A 24,366-nucleotide genomic window follows, 5' to 3' on the forward strand; every position below is an offset into this window, starting at 1 on the left:
GCCCGCAGCCTCGCATCAAGGTTGTCCAAGTTGATCCGATCGTGCCCGGTGCACGTCCCTTCCTGTTGACGGAGGTTCCCATGCCGCAAAGCAAGGCAGCAAACCGCAGAATCATCCTGAACGCGCGCCCGGTCGGCGCGCCCACCCCGAACGACTTCCGTACCGAGACCCTCGACGTGCCGGTGCCCGGCGCCGGCCAGGTGCTGTTGCGCACGGTCTGGCTGTCGCTCGACCCGTACATGCGCGGCCGGATGAGCGACGCGCCGTCGTATGCACCGCCGGTCCAGCTCGGCGACGTAATGGTCGGCGGCACGGTCAGCCGTGTCGTGGCATCGAACCTGCCCGCGTATCGCGAAGGCGACCTGGTCGTCGCGGGCGGCGGCTGGCAGGACTATTCGCTGTCCGACGGCAGCGACCTCATTGCGCTCGGCCGCGACTTCCCGCATCCGTCGCATGCGCTCGGCGTGCTCGGCATGCCGGGGTTCACCGCGTACACCGGGTTGCTGACGATCGGCGAGCCGAAGGCGGGCGAAACCGTGGTCGTGGCCGCCGCGAGCGGGGCCGTCGGCGCGGTGGTCGGCCAGATCGCGAAGCTGAAGGGCTGCCGCGTGGTCGGCGTCGCGGGCGGCGCAAACAAGGTCGCATACGTGAAGGACACGCTCGGCTTCGACGAGTGCGTCGATCACCACGATCCGCAATTTGCAGAGAAACTGAAGGCCGCCTGCCCGAACGGCATCGACGTCTATTTCGAGAACGTCGGCGGTGCCGTGTTCGACGCGGTGTGGCCGCTGCTCAACGATCATGCGCGCGTGCCGGTGTGCGGAATCATCGCGCATTACAACGACGCGGCGTACGACGACACCGCGGTATCGAGCGGCCGCGACCGCGTGCCGGCGCTGATGGGCACGATCCTGCGCAAGCGCATCCGCATGCAGGGGTTCATCATTCTGGATCACTATGCGACCGGCTATGCGCCGTTCCTGAAGGAGATGAGCGAGTGGGTCGCGCAGGGCAAGGTGAAGACGCTCGAAGATGTGGTCCCCGACCTCGCCGAAGCACCGCAAGCACTGATCGGCTTGCTCGCCGGCAAGAATTTCGGCAAGGTCGTCGTGCGCGTGGGTCCGGACGAACTGGCCTGACACCGGCGCAAGACGACACACAACGATTGCACGCTGGCGTCGCGAGACGCCAGCTTGTGGCATGCTCGATTCCGTTTCGAAAGGAGTGACAAGATGGCGCTTCACGTGATTGCTTCCCTGTTCCTGAAACCCGAACACGCGCAGGCCGCCGAGGCCGAATTGCGCAGCATGGTCGCCAAGACGCGCGTCGAACCGGGCAACCGGCGCTACGACCTGTTCCGTGAGCAGGACGGTTCGCCGAACCTGCACCTGTACGAGATCTACGACGACCAGGCCGCGTTCGACGCGCATCTCGCCAGCCCGCATTTCACCGAATTCCGCGTGAAGTCGGCCGACTGGTTCGCGGCGCCGCCCGTCATCAAGGTGCTGTCGGGCATCGACGTGGCCGAGTGACGGCGCGGCACCGTCGTCGCGGCTCGCTCGAGCCCGGGCCGCGCGGCAACCGTCACGCATGACGCGACGGCAATGACAACGACAACGCGGCGCAGCGGATCGTTCGCGCCGCTTCCCCAATACACCGGCCCCGGAGTCTGAATGGTCACCCTCAATATCAACGGCGAGAACCGCACGGTCGACGCCCCCGACGACATGCCCCTGCTGTGGGTCCTGCGTGACGTCGTGGGCCTGACCGGCACGAAATTCGGCTGCGGGATCGCGCAATGCGGCGCGTGCACCGTCCATCTCGACGGCGTTGCCGCGCGCTCGTGCGTGCTGCCCGTCGCGGCCGTCGCGGGCCGCAGGATCACGACGATCGAAGCCGTCGGCGCGACGCCGGCCGGGCAGAAGGTTCAGGAAGCGTGGCGCGAGCTCGACGTCGTCCAGTGCGGCTACTGCCAGTCCGGGCAGGTGATGGCGGCCACGGCGCTGATCGCGTCGAACCCGAACCCGAGCGACGCCGACATCGACGCGGCAATGGCCGGCAACATCTGCCGCTGCGGCACGTACAACCGGATTCGCGCGGCCGTCAAGCAAGCCGCGAAGGGAGCGTGACATGTCGCGAGGACTGATCGAAGCAGGCAAGGTCGCCGGGCAAGCGGCCGGCGCGGGCATGTCGCGCCGTTCGTTTCTGAAGGCGGGCATGTCGCTCGGCGCGGCGGCGGGCGGCGGCTTGCTGCTCGGTTTCAGCATGCCGGCAGCGGGCGATGACGCACGGCGCTCGGTGATCGGCGGCGATGCGGACGAAAGTGCGCGCGCCGGCGTATTCGCACCGAACGCGTTCGTGCAGATCGACCGCAGCGGCAAGGTCACGCTGGTGATGCCGAAGGTCGAGATGGGGCAAGGCGTCTACACGGCGCTGCCGATGCTGATCGCCGAGGAACTCGAAGTGCCGCTGTCGAACGTCACGCTCGACCATGCGCCGCCCAACGAGAAGCTGTTCCTCGATCCGCTGCTCGGCGGCCAGTTGACGGGCGGTTCGACGTCGGTGCGCTACGCGTGGGAACCGCTGCGCCGCGCGGGTGCGACCGCGCGCACGCTGCTGGTTTCCGCGGCGGCGAAGCAATGGAGCGTCGATCCGGCCACCTGCCGGGCGGAAAACGGCGAAGTGCGGCACCTCCCGAGCGGCCGGCGCGCATCGTACGGCCAGCTCGCGGACGCCGCGTCGAAGCTGCCGGTGCCGAAGGACGTCGCGCTGAAGCAGCCGGCCGATTTCAAGCTGATCGGCAAGCCGGTGAAGCGGCTCGATTCGCCGGAGAAGGTCGACGGCACCGCGCAGTTCGGGCTCGACGTGCGTCTGCCCGGCATGCTGTACGCGGTGATCGTGAACAGCCCGGTGTTCGGCGGCACGGTCGCGAGCGTCGACGATACGGCTGCGAAGAAGATTCCGGGCGTGCGTCAGGTCGTGCGCGCGGACAACGCGGTCGCGGTGGTCGGCGATCACACGTGGGCCGCGAAGCGCGGCGCGTCGGCGCTCGTCGTGAAGTGGAACGAAGGCGCGGGCGCGAAGGTGTCGACCAAGGACATCGTCGCCGATCTCGCGCAGGCCGCCGCGAACGGGAAGGGCGCCGTCGCGCGCAAGGACGGCGACGTCGGCAAGGCGTTCGCTGGCGCGAAGACCCGCATCGACGCCGTCTACGAACAGCCGCTCCTTGCGCACGCAACGATGGAGCCGGTGAACTGCACGGTGCACGTGCGCGGCGACGGCTGCGAGATCTGGGTCGGCACGCAGGTGCCGACGCGCGCGGTCGACACCGTGCAGCGGCTCACGAGCTTTCCGCCGGAGAAGATCGTCGTGCACAACCACCTGCTCGGCGGCGGTTTCGGCCGGCGGCTCGAAACGGACATGATCGGCCAGGCCGTGAAGATCGCCAAGCAGGTCAACGCGCCGGTGAAGGTCGTCTGGACCCGCGAGGAAGACATCCAGCACGACATGTATCGGCCGTACTACTACGACCGGATTTCGGCCGGCCTCGACGCGAACGGCAAGCCGGTCGCGTGGCAGCACCGGATCGTCGGTTCGTCGATCCTCGCGCGCTTCGCACCGCCGGCGTTCAAGGACGGCGTCGATCCCGACGCGGTCGAAGTCGCGACCGACCTGCCGTACGACCTGCCGAACCAGTTGATCGATTACGTGCGGCAGGAGCCGCGTCACGTGCCGACCGCATTCTGGCGCGGCGTCGGCCCGACGCGCAGCACCTTCGTCGTCGAGAGCTTTATCGACGAACTGGCCGCGCAGACCAAGACCGATCCCGTGCAATATCGCCGCGCGCTGCTCGGCAAGACGCCGCGCGCGCTGAACGTGCTCGAAGTCGCGACGAAGGCAGCGGGATGGGGCGCGCCGCTGCCGAAGGGGCAAGGGCGCGGCGTATCGGTGATGCACGCGTTCGGCAGCTTCTTCTCGATCGTCATCGATGTCGCGGTGGAGGGCGGCGAAGTGCAGGTCAAGCGTGCCGTGTGCGCGGTCGACTGCGGGATGGCCGTGAATCCGGGCACGATCGAGGCGCAGGTGCAGGGCGGCATCATCTTCGGGATCACGGGCGCGCTGTATGGCGAGATCACGATCGAGGATGGCCGCGTCGTGCAGAGCAACTTCACCGACTACCGGATGATGCGCATCAACGAGACGCCGCCGATCGAGGTGCATCTCGTGAAGAGCGCCGAGGCGCCGGGCGGAATCGGCGAACCGGGCACCGCCGCGACCGCGGCGGCGCTGTCCAACGCGATCTTCGCGGCGACCGGCACGCGGCTGCGCAAGCTCCCGGTCGGCAGCCAGCTGAAGACGGCCTGAGGGGAGAGAACGAACATGCGAAACCTCACCCCGAACAGTCTGAATCGCGCCGCTCGCACGCTTGGCGCATCGTTGATCGCGCTGTCCGCGCTGATGGCCGGCACGGCGGCGCATGCCGCGCAAACGGCGCCCGCCGACAGCGCGCTGCTCGCACGCGGCGCGTATCTCGCGAAGGCCGGCGATTGCGTGGCGTGCCACACCGCGCCGCGCGGCGCGCCGTTCGCCGGCGGCCTGAAGATGATCACGCCGATGGGCGCGATCTACACGACCAACATCACGCCCGACCCGGACACGGGCATCGGCGGCTATACGGAGGCCGAGTTCGCGGGCGCGCTGCGCTCGGGTGTCGCGAAGGATGGCCATCACCTGTATCCGGCGATGCCGTATCCGTCGTACGCAAAGCTGCGCGACGACGACGTGAAGGCGCTTTACGCGTACTTCATGCATGGCGTCGAGCCGGTAAAGCAGGCGAACCGTGCGTCCGACATTCCGTGGCCGCTCAACATGCGCTGGCCGCTGGCGCTGTGGAACGCGGTGTTCCTCGACACGACGCCATATACCGACAAGCCGGCGAAGGATGCGATGTGGAACCGCGGTGCGTACCTCGTGCAGGGGCTCGGGCATTGCGGGTCGTGCCATACGCCGCGCGGCGTCGGCTTCCAGGAGAAGGCGCTGGACGAAAGCGGCTCGGCGTTCCTGTCGGGCGCGCCGATCGACAACTGGTTCGCGTCGAACCTGACCGGCGAGCACAATACCGGGCTTGGCCGATGGAGCGATGCGGATGTCGTGCAATTCCTGAAGACCGGCGCGAACCAGCATGCGACCGCGTTCGGCTCGATGGTCAGCGTGATCAACCACAGCACGCAGGAACTGAACGACGACGATCTCGCGGCGATGTCCCGCTATTTGAAATCGCTGCCGGCGGCGGGTGGCACGGGCGCGCCGCCTTACCGTTATGATCCGAAGCCGACGCAGGTCGCGTTGGGCCGGCCGGCGAACGATCCGGGCGCAAAGGTGTATAACGCTTACTGCCTGAATTGCCATGGCGCGGACGGTCGCGGCTACGCGCCGCTGCTCGCACCGCTGGCGGGCAATCCGAACGTGCTCGAGACCGATGCATCGTCGCTGATCAACGTGACGTTGAACGGCAGCGAGTCGCTCGTGATCGGCGGCGTGCCGTCCGCGTATCCGATGCCGGCGTTCGCGAATCAGCTGAACGACCAGCAGATCGCCGAAGTGCTGACGTTCATGCGCGCCGGCTGGAACAATGGCGCGCCGGCCGTGCAGGCGGCGGACGTCGCGAAACTCCGCAAGGCGACGGCGGCTGCGCGCTGAGCGCGGCCGTGCGTGGCGGATGACGACGGGCATGCGCGCCGCGTGCGCGTCGTCGAACGTTGCCGGGTGCAGGGCGCCCGGCAACGCAGTGCTTTCTGTCAACCGGCGCGCGGCCGTTCGCGGCAGCGCGCGTTTTATCGAACGCAAAACTGGGGTGTCTGGATGGCTAACGTGACTTATACGGATACACAACTGCTGATCGACGGCGAGTGGGTCGACGCCGCGAGCGGCAAGACGATCGATGTCGTGAACCCGGCGACGGGCAAGACGATCGGCAAGGTGGCCCACGCGGGCATCGCCGATCTCGATCGCGCGCTGGCCGCGGCGCAGCGCGGTTTCGAAGCATGGCGCAAGGTGCCCGCGCACGAGCGCGCGGCGACGATGCGCAAGGCGGCCGCGCTGGTGCGCGAGCGCGCCGACACGATCGCGCAGCTGATGACGCAGGAGCAAGGCAAGCCGCTGACGGAAGCGCGTGTCGAAGTGCTGTCGGCAGCCGACATCATCGAATGGTTCGCGGATGAAGGCCGCCGCGTGTACGGCCGGATCGTCCCGCCGCGCAATCTCGGCGCGCAGCAGACCGTCGTGAAGGAGCCGGTCGGTCCGGTCGCGGCGTTCACGCCGTGGAATTTCCCGGTCAACCAGGTCGTGCGCAAGCTGAGCGCCGCGCTCGCGACCGGCTGCTCGTTCCTCGTGAAGGCGCCGGAAGAAACGCCGGCGTCGCCGGCCGCGCTGCTGCGCGCGTTCGTCGACGCGGGCGTGCCGGCCGGTGTGATCGGTCTCGTGTACGGCGATCCCGCCGAAATCTCGTCTTACCTGATTCCGCACCCGGTGATCCGCAAGGTGACGTTCACGGGCTCGACGCCGGTCGGCAAGCAGCTCGCGGCGCTCGCGGGCCAGCATATGAAGCGCGCGACGATGGAACTGGGCGGCCACGCGCCGGTGATCGTCGCCGAGGACGCGGATGTCGCGCTGGCGGTGAAGGCCGCCGGTGGCGCGAAGTTCCGCAACGCCGGCCAGGTGTGCATTTCGCCGACGCGTTTCCTCGTGCACAACAGCATTCGCGACGAATTCACGCGCGCGCTGGTCCAGCATGCGCAGGGGCTGAAGGTCGGCAACGGCCTCGAGGAAGGCACGACGCTCGGCGCGCTGGCGAACCCGCGCCGGCTGACCGCGATGGCGTCGGTCGTCGAGAACGCGCGCAAGGTCGGCGCGAGCATCGAGACCGGCGGCGAACGGATCGGCTCGGAAGGCAACTTCTTCGCGCCGACCGTGATCGCGAACGTGCCGCTCGAAGCGGACGTGTTCAACAACGAGCCGTTCGGCCCGGTCGCGGCGATCCGCGGTTTCGACAAGCTCGAGGACGCGATCGCCGAAGCGAACCGTCTGCCGTTCGGGCTGGCCGGCTATGCGTTCACGCGTTCGTTCGCGAACGTGCACCTGCTGACGCAGCGCCTGGAAGTCGGGATGCTGTGGATCAACCAGCCTGCGACGCCGTGGCCGGAAATGCCGTTCGGCGGCGTGAAGGATTCGGGCTACGGGTCGGAAGGCGGGCCGGAAGCGCTGGAACCGTACCTCGTCACGAAGTCGGTGACGGTGATGGCGGTCTGACGACCATTCGAGCGCGAGCGTGCCGCCGTTTGCGCGGCGCGCACGCGCCGTAGCGTTGCCGAAGGCCGGGCGTTCTGCCCGGCCTTGTCATTTCTGCGTCGATGGCGCTCTTGGCAGTCGGCTTTGCCCCGGAGTGGCGGTCGTTCCCGTCGAGCACGGGACATACGACGCCCGCCGCTCAATGCCGGCTGCTGCCGCGATAGCTTTCCACCTCCGCGTCGTACGCGGCGAGAAACGCCTTGCCGAATACCGACGCAAAATCGTCTTCGATCGCGAACACCGTGTCGCGATGCGTCGCCACGTAGCGGTCCCACATCCTCGCCTTGTACAGCGCGGGCACGCGCTTCTCGTACCAGCGCATCGCATCGTCGCGCTCGCGCAGACGTTGCGGCGAAAAGCGCGTCAGCAGATCCATCAGCGCGGCGCGCATGCCGGCGACCATGCCGATCTGGTGCGCGTGCAGATCCTGGAACGCGTCGCTGACCGCGCTCTGCGGCGACATGAAGCCCGGCAGCGGCAGCCCGAACATCTGGCGCAGTACGGCGCCGCCGTCGGGCAGCAGCTTCAGCGGATTGTTCTCGCGATCGAGCAGCATCGTCATGTGCGCCTTGACCTCCCGCTTCAGGATGCTGCGCGACGACAGCAGCTCGACCGTGCCGTTCGCGAACAGCGCGAGCAACTGCCCCGCGATGTACAGCTGCTCGGCCGACCATTGATGCGACTCGGCGGCGGTATCGAGGCCGGCGCCTTCGAAGAACGCGCTCAGCAATTCATCGGGCGTCGGCGCGCGGTTCGCCTGCGGTGCAGGCTCGTCGGCAGGACGTGGCTCGGCATGCGCCGTCGCCGGTTGCACACGCACGTGCTGCGTCCACTCGGGCGCATGGTCGGCTTGCGTCGCGGACGACGCGCCGCGATCCGCATTGCCGCGTTCGGACGGTGACGCCGAACCCGATTCGCCGATATCGGGCGACGACTGTACAAACAAGTCGAGCGGGTCGGTCGACAGCTGATTCAGGTCGCGTTGCGATGGCACCGATGGCGCGGTCGGCGTGGCGCGGTTCGCGGGCTGCGCCGCCTCCCTGCGCGCCGTCGAACCGGATCGCGTGCCTGTGTCCGCCGCCTTGCCCCGCGGAGCGAGACGATCCTGCAGCAGGCCCCACAACCGGTTGCCGGTCGTCTTCGCGTCGACGTGCGCGTGTGCGGCGGTTTCCGGCGTGCGCCGCAGGTCGGCGCTCGCGCTGGAGGCGGCGGGCATGTCGACGACCGGCGCCTCATGTCCGTCGTCACGCTCGGCACGCAGCACGTACGGGCCGATGCGGATGATGTCGCCAGTATTGAGCGGGCGCTCCTGTGCATAGCCGACGGGCTCGCGGTTCACCTCGATCGTCGACACGCTGCTCAGGTTCTTCAGCAGGCACGCATCGTCACCGACCTGCAGCAGGGCCTGCAGCCGGGAAATCTGCCGGGTGTCGTCGCGGAGCACGAGATGGTTGTCGGTCGCCCGGCCGATGGTGCCGCCGGGCGGGTGGAACACGACGGCGTCGTAGGAGTCGCTTTCGACCGGCTCGCCGGCATGTTCGATCACGATCAGTTGCATGTCATACGTCGCTCGGTAAGGAAACGCTCGCGGGGAATCCGGTTCGGTCAGGATGACGACGCATGTCTGCGGCGCGCGAACTCGAACGCGGGCCCCCAGATCGGATGTCCCTTCTCGGCGGGGGACAAGTCGAAGCGCGGGTTGAGGTCGAGAATCTTCGAGAATTCGGCGCGGCACTGCGCGACGCGGTTCGTCACGCAATAGCTGAACGCGAGCAGCTTGTGAGCGGAGACCTGCGTGTCGGTATCGGCCCCGTCGATCTCCTTCGCCCGGCTCAGGATCGCGATCGTGCGTCCGTAGTCGCCCGCGCCATACGCCGCGCGCGCGCTGTCGACCGCGGCGCGCGCCGCCGACTGCGTAGGGGACGTACCGCACCCGCCGATTCCCAGCAACAAGGCGCCGAGGAAAATCACGATCGATGAATGGCCTTTCATTCTGAAATGAAATGTTTGCGTTATTGGAAGGTGGCGCACAAGCGCTGTTGGATTCTAGTGCCAATCAAAGCGGGTGATGTCGCCGTTACGTTTTGTTTCATTTTGGAAATTGCGTTCGAGTTATCGCTCAAATCGATTCCGGGTTTTCGACTTGTTAATCCATAAAATCGATTCTATAGTTCGCTGTGCTTTTGGGATTCGTCAGTTGTTTGCCCGGCGCAGGTCAATGATCGGAAAAGCCGGCCCTCCGTTCGGGCAACGCAAACAGCGTGACACGACCCGCAGGGCGTAGCCACCCACCGCCGACGGCCGTCAGGCTTGGGTTCAGCGTCCATGCGGCAAGTGTCCATGCAATAGAACCGGGCCGCCGTGGCGAACCGGTCGAATTAACGCGCCTTTTCAAAATGACCGAAATCAATTCAATTCCTCGTCATTTCCCCAATCTTGATCCCGTCCCGTAATTGGCGATTTGACCCGGCTTTTTACAAGAATAAATTGCCGAATGAAATTTGAGCGGAAGGATATGCAAGCCACATAATTACCGGTCAATTAATTGTCCCTTTTTAATTCGAGGTGTCGATTTCGCGTACGGAAATCGACGGGGGAATTATTGCGCTGCGAGGATGAAATATGCGCTGGCGGTCGAGCGGGTTCATCGTATTGGGATGTGCATTGCTGTTGCCCGGATGCGGCGCCACCGAGCGTGCCGCCGCGGTGCCGTATGCGATCACGGTCGACGTAGCGCCCGACGTCAATCCGGACTTCAACCGCAAACCTTCGCCGATCGTGCTGAAGGTGTTCCAGCTGCGCGCGGCGTCCGCGTTCGACGGCGCCGACTTCTTCTCGCTCCAGGACAAGCCCGAGAACATCCTCGGCGCGGACCTCCTCGGCACCGACCGCGTGATCCTGCGCCCGGGCGAGTCGCGCACGCTGCATTACCGCGGCAACGTCGAAGCCGGCGCGATCGGCGTGATCGCCGAATACCGGATGCTCGACAAGAGCCGCTGGCGCCTGACGGTGCCGCTGCCGCGCGCGAAGCAGCTCAACGTATACAAGTTCTGGCAGACGTCGCCCGGCGAGCTGAAGCTGTCGATCGCGGTCAGGAACGGCGGTCTCGCGCTGAACGACACGCGGGGGCGCCCATGACCGAACCGACGATGTCCGCGACGCCCGTCGCCGCACTGCGCCAGCGCGTGGTGTGGACCGAAGGGATGTTCCTTCGGCCGCAGCATTTCCAGCAGCTCGAACGGCACTGGGAACGGTACGTCGCGCTGCGCTGCCTGCCGCTGCAGGGGTTCTACTGGGGCTTCGACACGCTCGAGATCGACCGCGAGCAGCTCGCGCTCGGCAAGGTCGCGCTACGCGCGGCGGCGGGCGTGATGCGCGACGGCACGCCGTTCGATCTGTCGCATCCCGACGATCTGCCCGAGCCGCTCGACGTGCCGGCCGATGCGAAGGACCAGCTCGTCGTGCTCGCGCTGCCGTTGTGGCGCGGCGGCGGCGAGGAGGTGTCGTTCGGCGCGGGCGCAGGCGCAGGCGGCAGCGGCGGTGCGGACGTCGCACGCTACGTCGTGCGCGAATACGAAGTGGCCGATGCGAACGCGGTCGCGCTCGGCCCCGCACTGCTGCAAACGGGGCGCCTGAACGTCCGGCTGATGCTCGACTCCGAGCTGACCGGCGACTGGCATGCGCTCGGCGTCGTGCGGATCGTCGAGCGACGCACCGACGCACGGCTGCTCGTCGACGACGGCTACATTCCGCCGCGCCTGGTCGCGCAGCGCGATGCGGCGTTGCTCGCGTACACGCGCGAGCTGCACGGACTGCTCACGCAGCGCAGCGACGCGCTGGCCGAGCGCCTGTCGGAGCCGGGGCGCGGCGGCGTATCGGAAGTCGCGGATTTCCTGCTGCTGCAGCTCGTGAACCGCTATCTGGCGCTGACCTGGCACGCGCAGCAGGACGTCGCGACGCATCCGGAGGCGCTGTTCCGCGACTGGCTGAAGCTCGCATGCGACCTCAGCACGTTCACGGCGGCCGGCCGGCGCCCGCAATCGCTCGCCGTCTACGTGCACGACGACCTGCGCACGAGCTTCGCCGAATTGATGACGGAGCTGCGCCGGTCGCTGTCGACGGTGCTCGAGCAAAACGCGATCCAGATCGAGCTGCACGACGCGGGCAACGGCATCCGGGTCGCGACGCTCGCCGATCCCGCGCTGCGCGACACGGCCGGCTTCGTGCTGGCCGTGCGCGCGGACGTGCCGGCCGACAGCCTGCGCGCGCGGTTTCCCGCGCAGGCAAAGCTCGGCCCGGTCGAGCGGATCCGCGACCTGGTGCAGTTGCAGCTGCCGGGCATCACGATGCGCCAGTTGCCGGTCGCGCCGCGGCAGATCCCGTACCACGCGGGTCATACGTACTTCGAGATCGACAAGGGCAGCGACCTGTGGAAGCAGCTGGCGCGCTCCGGCGGTCTCGCATTTCATTTCGCCGGCGAATTTCCGGGGCTCTCGATGGAGTTCTGGGCGATTCGCGGGTGAGGGCGGGCAGCGCGATGAATTCTTCCTCCGATTCGATTTCCGCCGGCGCAGGCGGATTCGTGCCGCCGAATCCGGGCGGCATGCATCCACCGGCCGCGTCCGGTGCGGCGGGGCCGACCGCCACGCAGCCGCGCCCCGGCCGCTGGGCCGCGAGCGGCACGAACCCGCTCGTCGCGGCCGCCAACCCGCTGCTCAATCTCGTGCCGCAGATCCGTTCGACCGTCCATCATCCGAACCCGGCGTGGCTGCGCGAGCATCTCGTCGTCGAGATCCGTCAGTTCGAGGCGCGCGCGCAGGAAGCCGGCGTGCCGTCGGAGGCGATCATCGGCGCGCGCTACTGCCTGTGCACGGCGCTCGACGAAGCAGCCGCGCTGACGCCGTGGGGCGGCAGCGTGTGGTCGTCGCACAGCCTGCTCGTGTCGTTTCACAACGAAACCTGGGGCGGCGAGAAATTCTTCCACCTGCTCGAACGCCTGTCCCAGCAGCCGCGCCAGCACCTCGACCTGCTGGAGCTGCTGTATTTCTGTCTCGCGCTCGGCTTCGAAGGCCGCTATCGGGTGCTCGACAATGGTCATGCGGAGCTCGACGCGCTGCGCTGGCAACTGGCCCACACGATCCGCTCGGTGCGCGGTGAATTCGATCCCGCGCTGTCGCCGCACTGGCGCGACGTCGTCACGCGCGACGTGTCGCGTCGCTTCGTCGTGCCGCTATGGGTCTGCGTGGCACTCGCGCTGCTGATCGGCTTCGGCGTGTTCGTCGGGCTGCGCATCGCGCTGGCCGGGTATTCGGACCGGCTGTTCGCGTCGATCGATGCGCTGCACGTACCGAAGCTTCAGCCTGCTCAGGCTCCGCCGCGCCCGGCGCCGGCGCCGCGCGTCGCGAAGTTCCTGGCGCCCGAGATCGCGGCCGGCCTCGTGGCGGTGCGCGACGACGCCGATCGCAGCGTGATCGTGCTGCGCGGCGACGGGCTGTTCAAGTCCGGCTCGACGTCGGTGATCGACCGTTACGCGCCAGTGCTCGCACGCGTCGCGGATGCGCTGAACCAGGTGCCCGGCAATGTGCGGGTGACCGGCTATACCGACGACACGCCGGTGCATACGGCACGCTTCGCGTCGAACTGGGACCTGTCGCGCGAACGCGCCGAGGCCGTGCGCGGCATGATCGCCGCGCGCCTCGACCATCCGGAGCGACTCGCGGCCGAGGGGCGCGGCACGCTCGATCCGGTCGCGCCGAACGATACGCCCGCGAACCGCGCGCTGAACCGGCGCGTCGAGATCACGCTGCTGCCGGCGCCCGGCAGTGCCGCCGCCGGCGCGACGCAGGGAGCGCACTGACATGAACCAGGCTGTCGCGCGTTTCGTCCGGCCGTTGCCGTCGCGGGAGATCTGGTCCTTCGCCGGTCTCGTCGTGCTCGCGTGTTTCGTGTGGCTCGCCGGGCCGCTGTTCGCGTTCGCCGAGATCCGGCCGCTCGAGAGCGGCTGGGTGCGCGCGGCGACGATCGCGGTGCTGTTCGCCGCGTGGGGCGCACGCGTGGCGTGGCGAAGCTGGCACGCGAGCCGCCTGAACGCGCAATTGCTGAACCAGTTGCGCGAGGCTGCGCCCGGGCCGGCCAACGCCGACGATCCGGCCAAGGCCCAGCTCGACGAGCTGCGCAGCCGCTTCGACGAGGCCGCGGCGCTGCTGAAGAAAGTCCGCTTCGGGCAGGCGGACACCGCGCGCAAGGGGCTGGCGCGTTGGTTCGACCGGCTGTCGCGCCAGTATCTGTACCAGCTCCCGTGGTACGTGTTCATCGGCGCGCCGGGCTCGGGCAAGACGACCGCGCTCGTCAATTCCGGGCTCAGCTTTCCGCTTGCCGAGCAGTTCGGCCGTGCCGCGATTCGCGGCGTGGGCGGGACCCGGCACTGCGACTGGTGGTTCACGAACGACGCGGTGCTGATCGACACGGCCGGCCGCTACACGACCCACGAAGGCAATCGCGCACTCGACGAAGCCGAGTGGAAAGGCTTCGTCGAGCTGCTGAAGAAGTACCGCACGCGCCAGCCGCTGAATGGCGCCATGTTGACGATCAGCGTCGCCGACCTGGTCGGCGCGTCGGAAGCCGAGCGCACGCAGCACGCGATGGTGCTGCGCAAGCGGCTGCTCGAGCTGCGCGCCCAGCTCGGCATCCGGTTTCCCGTCTACCTGCTCGTGACGAAGGCCGACCTGCTGGCCGGCTTCGCCGAGTATTTCGGCGGCTTCGGCCGCGCGGAATGCGCGCAGGTGTGGGGTTTCACGTTCCCGCTCGCGCAGAGCGAGGCGCCGGGCTTCGACCTGCGTGCCGCGTTCGACCGCGAATACCGGCTGCTGCATCAGCGGCTGAACGACGGGCTGCCCGAGTTGCTCGCGACGCAGACCGATGCGCGCCAGCGCGAGATGGCGTACCTGCTGCCGCAGCAGGTCGCCGACTTGCAGGACATGCTCGGCCAGTTCGTCGCCGAAGTGTTTTCCGTGTCGAGCTTCGAGCCGATGCCGATGCTGCGTGGCGTGTACCTGACGAGCGGCACACAGGAAGGCACCGCGTTCGACCGCGTGATGAGCGGCATCAAGCGCTTCCTGAAGATCGAGGGCATGCCGCCGGTTGCCCAGGTCGGCTCGACCGGGCGAAGTTTCTTTTTGAAGTCGCTGCTGCAGGAACACATCTTCCGCGAAGCCGCGCTCGCCGGCAGCGACCTGCGCTGGCATCAGAAGCGGCGCGTGTTGCAGATCGCCGGCTATGCGCTCCTCGCGGTCGTGAGCGTGGTCGTGCTGGCTGCCTGGCTGCGCAGCTACGCGAACAATCGCGCGTATCTCGACCGGATCGCGCAGCAGGTGCCCGCCGTCGATGCGCAGATCGCCGGCGCGAAGTTCTCGGATGCGGCCGACATCGCGCGTCTGCTGCCGGTGCTCGATGCGCTCGGCGGGCTCGCGAATGCCGGCGGCGTCGACCGCTCGCATCCGCCGCTCGCGTACCGCTGGGGGCTCTTTCAGGGCGAGAAGATCGACGAGGCCGTCGACGTCGTGTACCGGCGCGCGCTCGACGACGTCCTGCTGCCGATTGCCGCGCGCCGGATGGAGGCCGCGCTGAGCGATGCACGGCCGGACGAAACCGACTATGCGTATGCGGCGCTGAAGGCCTACCTGATGCTGTACGACAGCGCGCACTACGATCCCGCGTTCGTGCAGGCCGTCGTCGACCTGGAAATGGAACGCTCGCTGCCGCCCGATTTCTCGCCGGCCGAACGCTCGGCGCTGCGCGCGCATCTTGCCGCGCTGTTCGGCAACCGGGTGGCCGTGTCGCCGTATCCGATGAACGAGCGGCTCGTGGCCGACGTACGCGACCGGCTGCGGCAGGTGCCGTTCTCGCAGCGGCTATATCGCCAGCTCACGCGCACGCTGCGGCCGGCGACGTCCGCGTTCGATTTCAGCGTCGCGCGCGCGGTGGGGCCCGACGCGTCGCTCGTGTTCCGCCGCCAGAGCGGCAAGCCGCTGTCGGAAGGCGTGCCGGGCCTGTATACGCGCAACGGCTACCGGAACGTGTTCGCGCCGCGCCTCGCAGGCGAGGTCGACGCATACGGGCGCGAGGAAGTGTGGGTGCTGAATCTCGGGCTGTCCGAGATCCCCGGGCCGAATGACGCCGCCGCATGGGCGCGCGACATCCGCCAGCTGTACCTGAACGACTATCTGAAGATCTGGGACGACTATCTCGCCGACATCAAGCTGCAGCGCACGGCAACGCTCGCGCAGAGCATCCAGGTCGCGCGCGCGCTGTCGTCGGCGGATTCGCCGCTCACCCGGCTGATGATCGCGCTCGCGCGCGACACGGCGCTCGGCGATGCGCCGGGCGGCGGTCGGAATCTCGCGTCGCGCGCGCAGGACAAGGTCGACGAGGCGCGCAGTTCGCTGTCGCAGATCTTCGCGGGGCAGGGCGCGAGCGACGCGAATCCGTCAGCCGCGGCGCCCGCGAGCCCCGAGCAGGTGGTCGACAACCACTTCGCCGGGCTGCGCGCGTTCGCGCCGGGCAGCGGCGACCAGGCGCAGGCGTTCGACGCGGTGCTGAAGTCGATCGACGCGCTCTATACGTACCTGACAGCCACCGACGATGCGCTGCGCAGCGGCGCCCAGCCGCCGCCGTCCGACGCGCCCGCGCGGCTGCGCGCGCAGGCCGGGCGGCTGCCCACGCCGTTCCGCGACGTGCTCGACGACCTGTCGAACGTCGCGAACGGCAGCGTCGCGACCGTCGAGCAGCGCAGCGTCGCGCAGCGGGCCGGCGCGAACGTCGGCGATTTCTGCCGGCAGGCGATCGCGGGCCGCTATCCGTTCGCGCGCGGATCGTCGCGCGACGTCGCACCGGCGGATTTCGCGCAGATGTTCGCGCCGGGCGGCCTGATGGACGATTTCTTCCAGAAGAACCTGCAGTCGATCGTCGATACGACGTCGCGCCCGTGGCGTTTCGCGAACCGCAATGCGGATGCCGATCCGGCGGCGGCCGCGATGCTTTCGTCGTTCGAGAAAGCCGCGGTGATCCGCGACGTCTATTTCGGTGGCGGCGCACGCACCGCGCAACTGAAGGTGCAGATCCAGCCGCTCGAAATGGATCCGTCGCTCACTGAGATGGTGCTCGACGTCGACGGCCAGATCGTCCGTTATGCGCACGGCCCGCTCGTGCAGAGCGCGGTGGACTGGCCGGGTACGCGCGGCAGCAACCAGGTCCGCTTGCAGGTGTCGGGGCAGGCCGGCGCGACCGACGGCTTCACGACCGACGGGCCGTGGGCGCTGCATCGGCTGTTCGACCGCGCCGCCGTGTCGGCCGGGCGGGGTTCGGACCAGATGGTCGCGCGCTTCACCGTCGACGGCAAACCGCTCGTGCTGCAGGTGAATGCGGGCAGTGTCCGCAATCCGTTCAGGCTGCCCCAGATGGAGTCCTTTACATGCCCTCCGAAGCAATGAGCCGCCTCCCGCCGCTCACGCGCGCCGATGGCGACGCCCCGGCCTGGTACGGAAAGATTCCCGGCGCCGGCGACTTCGTGAACAGCCGGCTGCCGCATGCGCTCGCGCAGTGGTGGGAACGCTGGCTGCAGCAGGGGATGGCCGCGATGCGCCAGCGCGGCCCGGACGAGATCGCGCGCCACTACACGGTCGCGCCGGTCTGGAATTTCCTGGTGCCGGCGGGCGCCGGCGCGTCGTGCGTACAGGCTGGCTGCCTCGCGCCGAGCTGCGACCGTGTCGGGCGTTACTACCCGGTGATCGTCACGCTGCCGATGCCGGCGGCCGATTACTGGAACGGGCTGCCGGACGCGGCCGACGCGTTTTACTGGCAGATCGGCCATGCGCTGCTCGACGCGATCCGGCATGCGCGCGCGCCGGTCGACCTCGAGGAGACGCTCGACCGCGTTCGGCTCGCACCGGGCGACGGGCTGACGGCGGAAGTGGTCGACGCGATCCCGGTGTCGCTGCCGGAGCGGCCGGCGCTCGCCGCATGGCCCGGGCTGTCCGGCTATTTCGATCCGCACGGCGGGACGAGCTTCTGGTGGACCAATCGCGCCGACGGCTCGCCGCTGCGCACGCATGCGCATACGGGCGCGCCCGACAACGCGCTGTTCCTGACGCTGTTCGGCGGTAGCTGACGGTGCCGGTCGGCGGTCGGAGGCAGGCAACGCAGGCAATACGGATGCGGTATCGCGAGGTAGACATGAAGGACCCTTCATCGAGAGACAACGAGCACGACACGGCGACCCGCGGCGACGCACCCGAATTCACGGTGCGGCCGCTGCCGCTCGGTCATCGCCTGGGCGAGCTGCAGCTCGACGAGGTGCTGGGCATCGGCGGTTTCGGCATCGTCTATCGCGCGTTCGATCGCACCTTGCGGCGCGCGGTCGCGATCAAGGAATACATGCCGTCCATGCTCGCGACGCGCGGCGGCGACTACACGGTGTCGCTGCGCTCCGAGCGGTTCGCCCAGGCGTTCGACGCGGGACGCGGCGCGTTCCTCAACGAGGCGCGCCTGCTCGCGCAATTCGACCATCCGGGGCTCGTGAAGGTGCTGCACTTCTGGGAGAGCCACGGCACCGCGTACATGGTGATGCCGTTCTACGAGGGGCGCACGCTCAAGCAGCTGCTCGACGGCGGTGTGCGGATGAGCGAGACGCAATTGCGCAACATCGTCGGCGCGCTGCTCGGCGCGCTCGACACGCTGCATCGCGCGCAGTGCTTCCATCGCGACGTCGCGCTCGACAACGTGCTGATCCGCCCGAACGGCAGCGCGATCCTGCTCGATTTCGGCGCGGCGCGCAAGCGGATCGGCGATCTCGTCGACGACGGTGCGATGATGATCAAGCCCGGCTACGCGCCGATCGAGCAGTACACCGACGATCCCGCATTCAGCCAGGGGCCGTGGACGGATCTCTACGCGCTCGGCGCGGTGATGCACGCGTTGATCACCGGTGAACTGCCGCCCGCGGCCGTCGTGCGCAGCATCAAGGACACGTACCGGCCGCTCGCGTCGCGCGAGTTGCCGGCCGGCGAGGTGTACAGCCCGGCGTTCCTGGCGGCGATCGATCACGCGCTGCAGTTGCGGATCCCCGATCGGCCGGAGTCGGTCGCGGCGTTCGCGGCGGAACTCGGGTTGCGCGATCTCGACCCGACGGGCGGCGGGTATGGTGCGGCCGTTGTGCCGCCGGCGGCCGATGCCGGGGGAGGCGGAGCTGGGAAGGTGGCCTCCGGTGTTTCGGGTGAGTCTGCGGTGACGGGAAAAACGTCGGCTGGGGTTGCTGCTGCGGCGTCGGCCGATGAACGCGGGACGGCATCGGACGACGCAACGATGGATGTGCGGTCGTCGCAGCCTGAGCGGGCGGAAGGCCAGCCGAGCACTTCCGGTACGCCGTCTACTGCATCCGCCGGGGCTGGCGACAAGCCGGAAGATGGCGGGTCTTTGGCGTCGGCTGCTGCTGCGGGAGCGCTGGCTTCGCCGGCTTCGTCCGCTTCTTCAACTGCTTCGTCGTCCGTATCGCAGGCGTTGTCGCCCTCCGCGAAAACGGGGCGATCCGGCGGACGTGAAAGTGATGAGGCGCGTGCAAAGGAAGCGTTGGACGACGAACGGTCGACTTCGAAGACCGAAGCGCATGGCGACGCCGGCATGCGATCCGCAAGCGCGGTGGCGGACAGCGGCCAGGGCCGCGCAACGGATATCGGGAACCTGAACGGAACGGCAGTGCCGATTGCTGGCGCTGCTGGCGCTGCTGGCGCTGCTGGCGCTGCTGGCGCTGCTGGCGCTGCTGGCGCTGCTGGCGCTGCTGGCGCATCCACGTCCTCGCCGGGTGCATCGCCGCCGACCCGCCGGCCGCGCCGCCCATCGTTCATCGCAGCGGGCAACCGGCGCACGAAGACCTACGTCGGTGGCGCGCTGGCAGCACTGATCGTCGTTGGCATCGCCGCGACCTATCTGTCGCGTCCCGCGAAAGTCGCCAGCGAACCGGAAACGGGCGCCAGCCAGCCGCTGGCCGGCGTCGCGTCCTCGGCCGGCGCGTCGGACGCGATGCTCGCGCAGCACGGCCCGACGCCGATCGTCGTGCCGCCGTCGAGTATGCCGGGCGGATCGTCCGCGCAGGTGCCGCCGCCAACGCTCGCCGCCGCGCCGGCCAGCACGCCCGCCGCGGGGGCTGCCGTTCCCGCGCCGCAGGTCGCCACGCCCGCCACGAACATCGCGGGCGCCACGCCGTCACAAGCCGGTTCGAGCGCGACCATCGCACCGGCCGGCAGCCTCGACGCATCGGAGCGCATCGTCAACGTGCCGCCGTCGGAGACCGCTGCATCGCCGTCGAGCGCACCGGTACCCGCGTCGGCATCGCCATCGGAAGCGGCGACGGCCGTCGCCGCGATCAACGCATCGGCCGCCGAGCAGCGCCCGCCGAAGCAGGAAACCGTCCAAGTGCGCTTCAACGTGCGCCCGTGGGGCGACGTGTACGTGAACGGCGCACGGCGCGGCGCGAGCCCGCCGCTGCGCTCGGTGTCGCTGACACCGGGTGTCTATCAGATCGAGATCCGCAACGGCTCGCTGCCGCCGTTGCACCGCACCGTGGCGATCGACTTCGGCAGCAAACCGGTCAACATCGACTATGCATTCGAATGACGTCAGCCAGGCGGCGCTGGCCGCCGCCGCATTGTCCTCGCCGTCACCGGGCCTGCCGGCTGCGACGCCGCGCGCCGAGCTGTTCGGCCGGCTGCTGGCGGACCTCTCGCCGGAAGCCCCGTGCGGCCCGAACCTCGAATACGACGCCGACTTCCTGCAGCTTCAGGAGCGGGCGACACCGCGCGCCGAGCAGCAATACGGCGACACCGTGATTCCCGCCGAGACGCCCGACTGGCGAGCGGTCGAGCGCCTTGCGCTCGCGCTGAGCGAGCGGACGAAGGACTTGCGTGTCGCCGCGCATCTCGCGCGCAGCTGGACCGAGCAGCACGGCATTCCGGGCTACGCGGACGGGCTCGCGGTCGTCGCCGGCCTGATCGAGCGCTGGTGGGACGACCTGCACCCGCGCCTGGACGCCGACGGCGAACAGGATCCGACACCGCGGATGAACGCGCTCGCCGATGTCGCCGGCGCGCACGAATGCGCGCGCGCGGCGCGGCGCCAGCCGCTGTTCGACGGGGGGCCGAGCGTGCGCGACGCCGAACGCGCGCTCGACGGCCGCGACGAAACGGGCGGCCCGTCGGCAGGCAGCCGCGACGGCCTGGTCGCCGCGCTGTCGACCGCACGCGACGACGGCCGCGTGCCGATCGACGCCGTGCGCGCGGTGCTGGGTGCGCTGGACGCGATCCGCACGCGCGTCACGGACCGGCTCGGCAGCGAATGGTCGCCCGATGCGAGCGACACGGAAAAGGCGTTGCAACGCATCGTGCGCGAAATGCCGGAGCCGGCACCGGTGCAAGCGGCAGGGCCGGTGGACGGTTCGATTCCGGCAACGCCGGCCGCACCAGGCGCCGCGCACGCCGCGTCCGCGCCGGCCACGGTGCCGAACGGACAGGCCTGGCGCGATGCCGAGGTCGCGAGCCGTGACGACGTGCGGCTCGGCCTCGACAAGATGTGCCGCTATTTCGAACTGCACGAGCCGAGCCACCCGGCGCCGCTGCTGCTGCGGCGCGCGCAGCGGCTGCTTGCGCTCGACTTCTACGAAATCATCCGGGACCTCGCGCCGGAGAGCCTGCCGAAGCTGGACCTGCTGAGCGGCGAACGGAGCGAATGAGGCAAGCCGCCCCGCGGCGGCAACGTACACGCAATCTGATCGATGTGAAGGAGCGGACGATGACGGACAGAACCAAGGCGGCAGGCAGCGGACAGAAGTTCATCGCGCGCAATCGGGCGCCGCGCGTGCAGATCGAGTACGACGTCGAGACCTACGGCGCCGAGCGCAAGGTGCAGCTGCCGTTCGTGATGGGCGTCATCGCGGACCTGGCGGGCAAGCGTGCCGAGCCGCTGCCGGATTTACCGGAGCGCAAGTTCCTCGAGATTGACGTCGACAACTTCGACGAGCGGATGAAGTCGGTCGCGCCGCGCGTCGCGTTCCAGGTGCCGAACACGCTGACGGGCGAAGGGATGCTCAACGTCGACATGACGTTCGAGCAGATCGACGATTTCTCGCCGGCGGCGATCGCGCGCAACGTCGACGCGCTGCGCCGGCTGCTGGATGCGCGCACCGAGCTGTCGAACCTGCTGTCGTACATGGACGGCAAGCACGGCGCCGAGCAGCTGATCGAGCGCGCGATCAACGATCCCGACCTGCTGAAGACGCTCGTGCGCGAACCGCGCGCCGACGCGCAGGCCGGCGACGCGACCCAACCGGAGGCCCGCGATGAATGACCCCGTCCAGTCCCGCGCAGATGTACGCGACACCCGTGACGCCGCGCAGCCGGCCGTCGCGCACGGCGAGTTCGCCGCGCTGCTGCAGAAGGAGTTCAAGCCGAAGACCGCCGAGGCGCGAGAGTCGGTCGAGCGCGCGGTGCGCACGCTCGCGCAGCAGGCGCTCGAACATACGGTCGGCATGACGACCGACGCATACGGCAGCGTGAAGCAGATCATCGCGGAGATCGACCGGAAGCTGTCCGAGCAGATCAACCAGATCCTGCATCACGACGAATTCCAGACGCTCGAAGGTGCATGGCGCGGCCTGCATTACCTCGTCACGCACACCGAGACCGACGAGCTGCTGAAGATCAAGGCCTTGCCGGCGTCGCGCAACGAGGTCGCGCGGATGCTCAAGCGCTACAAGGGCGTCGCGTGGGACCAGAGCCCGCTGTTCCGCAAGATCTACGAGGAGGAATACGGTCAGTTCGGCGGCGAGCCGTTCGGCTGCCTCGTCGGCGACTTCTACTTCAATCACAGCCCGCCGGACGTCGAGATGCTCGGCGAGCTGTCGAAGATCGCGGCGGCCGCGCACGCGCCGTTCATCGCGGGCGCGTCGCCGGAACTGATGCAGATGGATTCGTGGCAGGAGCTGTCGAACCCGCGCGACCTGACCAAGATCTTCCAGAACACCGAATACGCGGGCTGGCGCAGCCTGCGGCAGTCGGAGGATTCGCGTTACGTCGGCCTCGCGATGCCGCGTTTTCTCGCGCGGCTGCCGTATGGCGCGCGCACCAATCCGGTCGACGAATTCGACTTCGAGGAAGACACCGACGCCGCGAATCACGACCGCTACACGTGGGCGAACTCGGCTTACGCGATGGCCGCGAACATCAACCGCTCGTTCAAGCTGTACGGCTGGTGCTCGTCGATTCGCGGCGTCGAGTCGGGCGGGGCGGTCGAAGGGCTGCCGAGCCACACGTTCCCGACCGACGACGGCGGCATCGACCAGAAATGCCCGACCGAGATCGCCATCAGCGACCGCCGCGAGGCCGAGCTCGCGAAGAACGGCTTCATGCCGTTCGTGCACCGGAAGAACTCGGATTTCGCGGCGTTCATCGGCGCGCAGTCGCTGTACCAGCCGGCCGAGTATCACGACCCCGACGCGACCGCGAACGCGCGGTTGTCCGGCCGCCTGCCTTACCTGTTCGCGTGCTGCCGCTTCGCGCACTACCTGAAATGCATCGTGCGCGACAAGATCGGCTCGTTCCGCGAGCGCGACGACATGGAGCGCTGGCTCAACGACTGGATCATGAACTACGTCGACGGCGACCCCGTGAACTCGTCTCAGGAGACCAAGGCGCGCAAGCCGCTGGCGGCCGCGCAGGTGGTCGTCGACGAGGTCGAGGACAACCCCGGCTACTACACGTCGAAATTCTTCCTGCGACCGCACTACCAGCTCGAAGGGCTCACCGTGTCGCTGCGGCTGATCTCGCGGCTGCCGTCCGCGAAGGCGGCGAACGAGTGAGCGGCAAGGGGCACTCAACCCGGCATTCAACCTGATTTCGCACCGAAACGGAGACGGCAATGGGCGTGGCAATGTTTATGAAGGTGGACGGCGTGACCGGCGAATCGGCGGACGCGCAGCACAAGGGCTGGACCGACATCGAGTCGTTCACGTGGGGCGCGAGCCAGCCGGGCGCGATGGCGAGCGGCAGCGGCGGCAATGCGGGCAAGGCGAGCTTCAACGATCTCGTCGTGGCCGCGTACATGGACAAGGGTGCGCCCGCGATCATCAAGAACTGCGCGAGCGGCAAGCACTTGCCCAAGGTCGAGATCTCCGCGTGCAAGACCGGCGGCTCGCAGATCGAGTTCATGCGCGTGACGCTGCAGGAAGTGCTCGTCACGTCCGCGCAGGTCGCGGGCATCGATCCGGGAGACGCGGCCGACCGTCTGATGATGCATTACGGCTTCCAGGCCGCGAAGGTGAAGAAGCAGTACTGGCAGCAGAACGACAACGGCGGCAAGGGCGCCGAGGTGTCGGTCGGCTGGAACATCAAGGAAAACACCGAGATGTGACGGCGGAGCGATGACGATGGACGACCCGCAAGCCCGCGCCGGCCGGCACGGCGGCATGCGCGACCGGCTGCAGCCCGCGCTGCTCGACCGGCTGACCGACGACGCGCCGCAGCGCACGGCCGATCTGCCCGGCACGCAAGGGATCGGCGCCGAGCGCCTGCGCGCGGCCGTGCTGCGCGATCTCGCGTGGCTGCTCAATACACGCAACGCCGAGGACGGCTTCGTCGACTGGGCCGCGTTCGCGCACGCGCGGGCCTCGGTACTCAACTACGGGATGCGGCCGCTCGTCGGCAAGCCGATGTCTGGCGTCGAGCGCATGTCGGTCGAGGCGTCGATCCGCGACGCGATCGTGCGCTTCGAGCCGCGCATCGCGCCTGACAGCGTCGAGGTCCGCAGCCTCGCCGATGCATCGGACGGGCGCGCCGGCGAACGGCGTCACAACGTGCTGCTGTTCGAGATTCGCGGCACGCTGTGGTCGATCCCGCATCCGGTCGAATTCGTGCTGCGCTCCGACCTGGATCTCGAGACGGGCGCGATGTCGCTGCGGTCGGCGGCGGGAAACTGACA

The 24,366-nt window shown here is 68.6% G+C and carries 19 protein-coding genes; 17 read left to right on the forward strand and 2 right to left on the reverse strand.

Annotated elements, in window-relative coordinates:
• Positions 1-80 precede the first annotated feature (80 nt).
• The 6 genes from DIE11_RS12330 to DIE11_RS12355 all read left to right on the forward strand — a co-directional run bounded on the left by DIE11_RS12330 (position 81) and on the right by DIE11_RS12355 (position 7,308).
• Positions 81-1,139, forward strand: coding sequence for an NADP-dependent oxidoreductase (locus DIE11_RS12330; RefSeq protein WP_124624065.1), 1,059 nt, complete (start codon positions 81-83; stop codon positions 1,137-1,139).
• Positions 1,140-1,232: 93 nt separating this feature from the next.
• Positions 1,233-1,532, forward strand: a complete 300-nt coding sequence (locus tag DIE11_RS12335) for a putative quinol monooxygenase (protein ID WP_044843118.1) — start codon at positions 1,233-1,235, stop codon at positions 1,530-1,532.
• Between the two features lie 141 nt (positions 1,533-1,673).
• A complete protein-coding gene (locus DIE11_RS12340; RefSeq protein ID WP_059525474.1) occupies positions 1,674-2,129 on the forward strand; it encodes a (2Fe-2S)-binding protein in 456 nt (151 codons plus the stop codon).
• Between the two features lies 1 nt (position 2,130).
• Positions 2,131-4,365, forward strand: coding sequence for a xanthine dehydrogenase family protein molybdopterin-binding subunit (locus DIE11_RS12345; protein ID WP_124624069.1), 2,235 nt, complete (start codon positions 2,131-2,133; stop codon positions 4,363-4,365).
• A 15-nt stretch (positions 4,366-4,380) separates the two neighbouring features.
• Entirely contained in the window at positions 4,381-5,700 is a 1,320-nt protein-coding gene (locus DIE11_RS12350; protein WP_124624072.1) for a cytochrome c, read from the forward strand.
• Between the two features lie 162 nt (positions 5,701-5,862).
• Positions 5,863-7,308: an NAD-dependent succinate-semialdehyde dehydrogenase gene (locus DIE11_RS12355; protein ID WP_060024796.1), complete on the forward strand. Its 1,446-nt coding sequence runs from the start codon at positions 5,863-5,865 to the stop codon at positions 7,306-7,308.
• Positions 7,309-7,486: 178 nt separating this feature from the next.
• Here DIE11_RS12355 and tagH read toward each other — a convergent pair whose 3' ends face one another.
• Positions 7,487-8,905 (reverse strand): type VI secretion system-associated FHA domain protein TagH, encoded by a 1,419-nt coding sequence (gene tagH / locus DIE11_RS12360; RefSeq protein WP_124624075.1) that lies wholly within the window; start codon positions 8,903-8,905, stop codon positions 7,487-7,489.
• Positions 8,906-8,952: 47 nt separating this feature from the next.
• The gene (locus DIE11_RS12365; protein ID WP_124624078.1) at positions 8,953-9,339 is read right to left on the reverse strand and encodes a TssQ family T6SS-associated lipoprotein; all 387 of its coding nucleotides are present in this window, start codon (positions 9,337-9,339) and stop codon (positions 8,953-8,955) included.
• 630 nt (positions 9,340-9,969) lie between these two features.
• On the opposite strand from DIE11_RS12365, the gene tssJ reads away from it, so the two are divergent.
• The 11 genes from tssJ to tssE all read left to right on the forward strand — a co-directional run bounded on the left by tssJ (position 9,970) and on the right by tssE (position 24,364).
• On the forward strand, positions 9,970-10,485 hold the full coding sequence (gene tssJ / locus DIE11_RS12370; protein ID WP_124624081.1) for a type VI secretion system lipoprotein TssJ: 516 nt from the start codon (positions 9,970-9,972) through the stop codon (positions 10,483-10,485).
• Positions 10,482-11,870 (forward strand): type VI secretion system baseplate subunit TssK, encoded by a 1,389-nt coding sequence (gene tssK / locus DIE11_RS12375; RefSeq protein WP_124624084.1) that lies wholly within the window; start codon positions 10,482-10,484, stop codon positions 11,868-11,870. The genes tssJ and tssK overlap by 4 nt, the downstream gene beginning before the upstream one ends.
• A gap of 14 nt (positions 11,871-11,884) precedes the next feature.
• On the forward strand, positions 11,885-13,204 hold the full coding sequence (locus DIE11_RS12380) for a DotU family type VI secretion system protein (RefSeq protein WP_124624087.1): 1,320 nt from the start codon (positions 11,885-11,887) through the stop codon (positions 13,202-13,204).
• A gap of 1 nt (position 13,205) precedes the next feature.
• Positions 13,206-16,835, forward strand: a complete 3,630-nt coding sequence (tssM, locus tag DIE11_RS12385; protein ID WP_124624090.1) for a type VI secretion system membrane subunit TssM — start codon at positions 13,206-13,208, stop codon at positions 16,833-16,835.
• On the forward strand, positions 16,817-17,512 hold the full coding sequence (gene tagF / locus DIE11_RS12390) for a type VI secretion system-associated protein TagF (RefSeq protein ID WP_124624093.1): 696 nt from the start codon (positions 16,817-16,819) through the stop codon (positions 17,510-17,512). The genes tssM and tagF overlap by 19 nt, the downstream gene beginning before the upstream one ends.
• Before the next feature lie 65 nt (positions 17,513-17,577).
• On the forward strand, positions 17,578-20,013 hold the full coding sequence (locus DIE11_RS12395; protein ID WP_124624096.1) for a serine/threonine-protein kinase: 2,436 nt from the start codon (positions 17,578-17,580) through the stop codon (positions 20,011-20,013).
• Positions 20,000-21,124: a type VI secretion system protein TssA gene (tssA, locus tag DIE11_RS12400; protein ID WP_124624099.1), complete on the forward strand. Its 1,125-nt coding sequence runs from the start codon at positions 20,000-20,002 to the stop codon at positions 21,122-21,124. Before DIE11_RS12395 ends, tssA begins: the two co-directional genes overlap by 14 nt.
• A 59-nt stretch (positions 21,125-21,183) precedes the next feature.
• A complete protein-coding gene (gene tssB / locus DIE11_RS12405) occupies positions 21,184-21,738 on the forward strand; it encodes a type VI secretion system contractile sheath small subunit (RefSeq protein ID WP_059525499.1) in 555 nt (184 codons plus the stop codon).
• Positions 21,731-23,248 carry a type VI secretion system contractile sheath large subunit gene (tssC, locus tag DIE11_RS12410; protein ID WP_124624102.1) on the forward strand — a complete coding sequence of 506 codons (1,518 nt, stop codon included), beginning with the start codon at positions 21,731-21,733 and terminating at the stop codon, positions 23,246-23,248. The genes tssB and tssC overlap by 8 nt, the downstream gene beginning before the upstream one ends.
• A gap of 59 nt (positions 23,249-23,307) precedes the next feature.
• Positions 23,308-23,799, forward strand: a complete 492-nt coding sequence (locus DIE11_RS12415) for a type VI secretion system tube protein Hcp (RefSeq protein WP_057927224.1) — start codon at positions 23,308-23,310, stop codon at positions 23,797-23,799.
• A 16-nt stretch (positions 23,800-23,815) separates the two neighbouring features.
• Positions 23,816-24,364: a type VI secretion system baseplate subunit TssE gene (gene tssE / locus DIE11_RS12420; RefSeq protein WP_124624105.1), complete on the forward strand. Its 549-nt coding sequence runs from the start codon at positions 23,816-23,818 to the stop codon at positions 24,362-24,364.
• The last annotated feature ends 2 nt before the right edge of the window (positions 24,365-24,366 follow it).

This window comes from Burkholderia sp. Bp9012 (assembly GCF_003853825.1).
GTDB classification, from domain to species: domain Bacteria; phylum Pseudomonadota; class Gammaproteobacteria; order Burkholderiales; family Burkholderiaceae; genus Burkholderia; species Burkholderia diffusa.

What these genes read in the sequence shown, in the direction of transcription:
- tssM (WP_124624090.1), top strand. Translation starts at nt 13,206, where the DNA reads ATGAACCAGGCTGTCGCGCGTTTCGTCCGGCCGTTGCCGTCGCGGGAG.
- DIE11_RS12365 (WP_124624078.1), bottom strand. Translation starts at nt 9,339, where the DNA reads ATGAAAGGCCATTCATCGATCGTGATTTTCCTCGGCGCCTTGTTGCTG.
- tssA (WP_124624099.1), top strand. Translation starts at nt 20,000, where the DNA reads ATGCATTCGAATGACGTCAGCCAGGCGGCGCTGGCCGCCGCCGCATTG.
- DIE11_RS12355 (WP_060024796.1), top strand. Translation starts at nt 5,863, where the DNA reads ATGGCTAACGTGACTTATACGGATACACAACTGCTGATCGACGGCGAG.
- tagF (WP_124624093.1), top strand. Translation starts at nt 16,817, where the DNA reads ATGCCCTCCGAAGCAATGAGCCGCCTCCCGCCGCTCACGCGCGCCGAT.
- tagH (WP_124624075.1), bottom strand. Translation starts at nt 8,905, where the DNA reads ATGCAACTGATCGTGATCGAACATGCCGGCGAGCCGGTCGAAAGCGAC.
- tssB (WP_059525499.1), top strand. Translation starts at nt 21,184, where the DNA reads ATGACGGACAGAACCAAGGCGGCAGGCAGCGGACAGAAGTTCATCGCG.
- DIE11_RS12380 (WP_124624087.1), top strand. Translation starts at nt 11,885, where the DNA reads ATGAATTCTTCCTCCGATTCGATTTCCGCCGGCGCAGGCGGATTCGTG.
- tssE (WP_124624105.1), top strand. Translation starts at nt 23,816, where the DNA reads ATGGACGACCCGCAAGCCCGCGCCGGCCGGCACGGCGGCATGCGCGAC.
- tssC (WP_124624102.1), top strand. Translation starts at nt 21,731, where the DNA reads ATGAATGACCCCGTCCAGTCCCGCGCAGATGTACGCGACACCCGTGAC.
- DIE11_RS12345 (WP_124624069.1), top strand. Translation starts at nt 2,131, where the DNA reads ATGTCGCGAGGACTGATCGAAGCAGGCAAGGTCGCCGGGCAAGCGGCC.
- DIE11_RS12330 (WP_124624065.1), top strand. Translation starts at nt 81, where the DNA reads ATGCCGCAAAGCAAGGCAGCAAACCGCAGAATCATCCTGAACGCGCGC.
- tssK (WP_124624084.1), top strand. Translation starts at nt 10,482, where the DNA reads ATGACCGAACCGACGATGTCCGCGACGCCCGTCGCCGCACTGCGCCAG.
- DIE11_RS12395 (WP_124624096.1), top strand. Translation starts at nt 17,578, where the DNA reads ATGAAGGACCCTTCATCGAGAGACAACGAGCACGACACGGCGACCCGC.
- tssJ (WP_124624081.1), top strand. Translation starts at nt 9,970, where the DNA reads ATGCGCTGGCGGTCGAGCGGGTTCATCGTATTGGGATGTGCATTGCTG.
- DIE11_RS12340 (WP_059525474.1), top strand. Translation starts at nt 1,674, where the DNA reads ATGGTCACCCTCAATATCAACGGCGAGAACCGCACGGTCGACGCCCCC.
- DIE11_RS12350 (WP_124624072.1), top strand. Translation starts at nt 4,381, where the DNA reads ATGCGAAACCTCACCCCGAACAGTCTGAATCGCGCCGCTCGCACGCTT.
- DIE11_RS12335 (WP_044843118.1), top strand. Translation starts at nt 1,233, where the DNA reads ATGGCGCTTCACGTGATTGCTTCCCTGTTCCTGAAACCCGAACACGCG.
- DIE11_RS12415 (WP_057927224.1), top strand. Translation starts at nt 23,308, where the DNA reads ATGGGCGTGGCAATGTTTATGAAGGTGGACGGCGTGACCGGCGAATCG.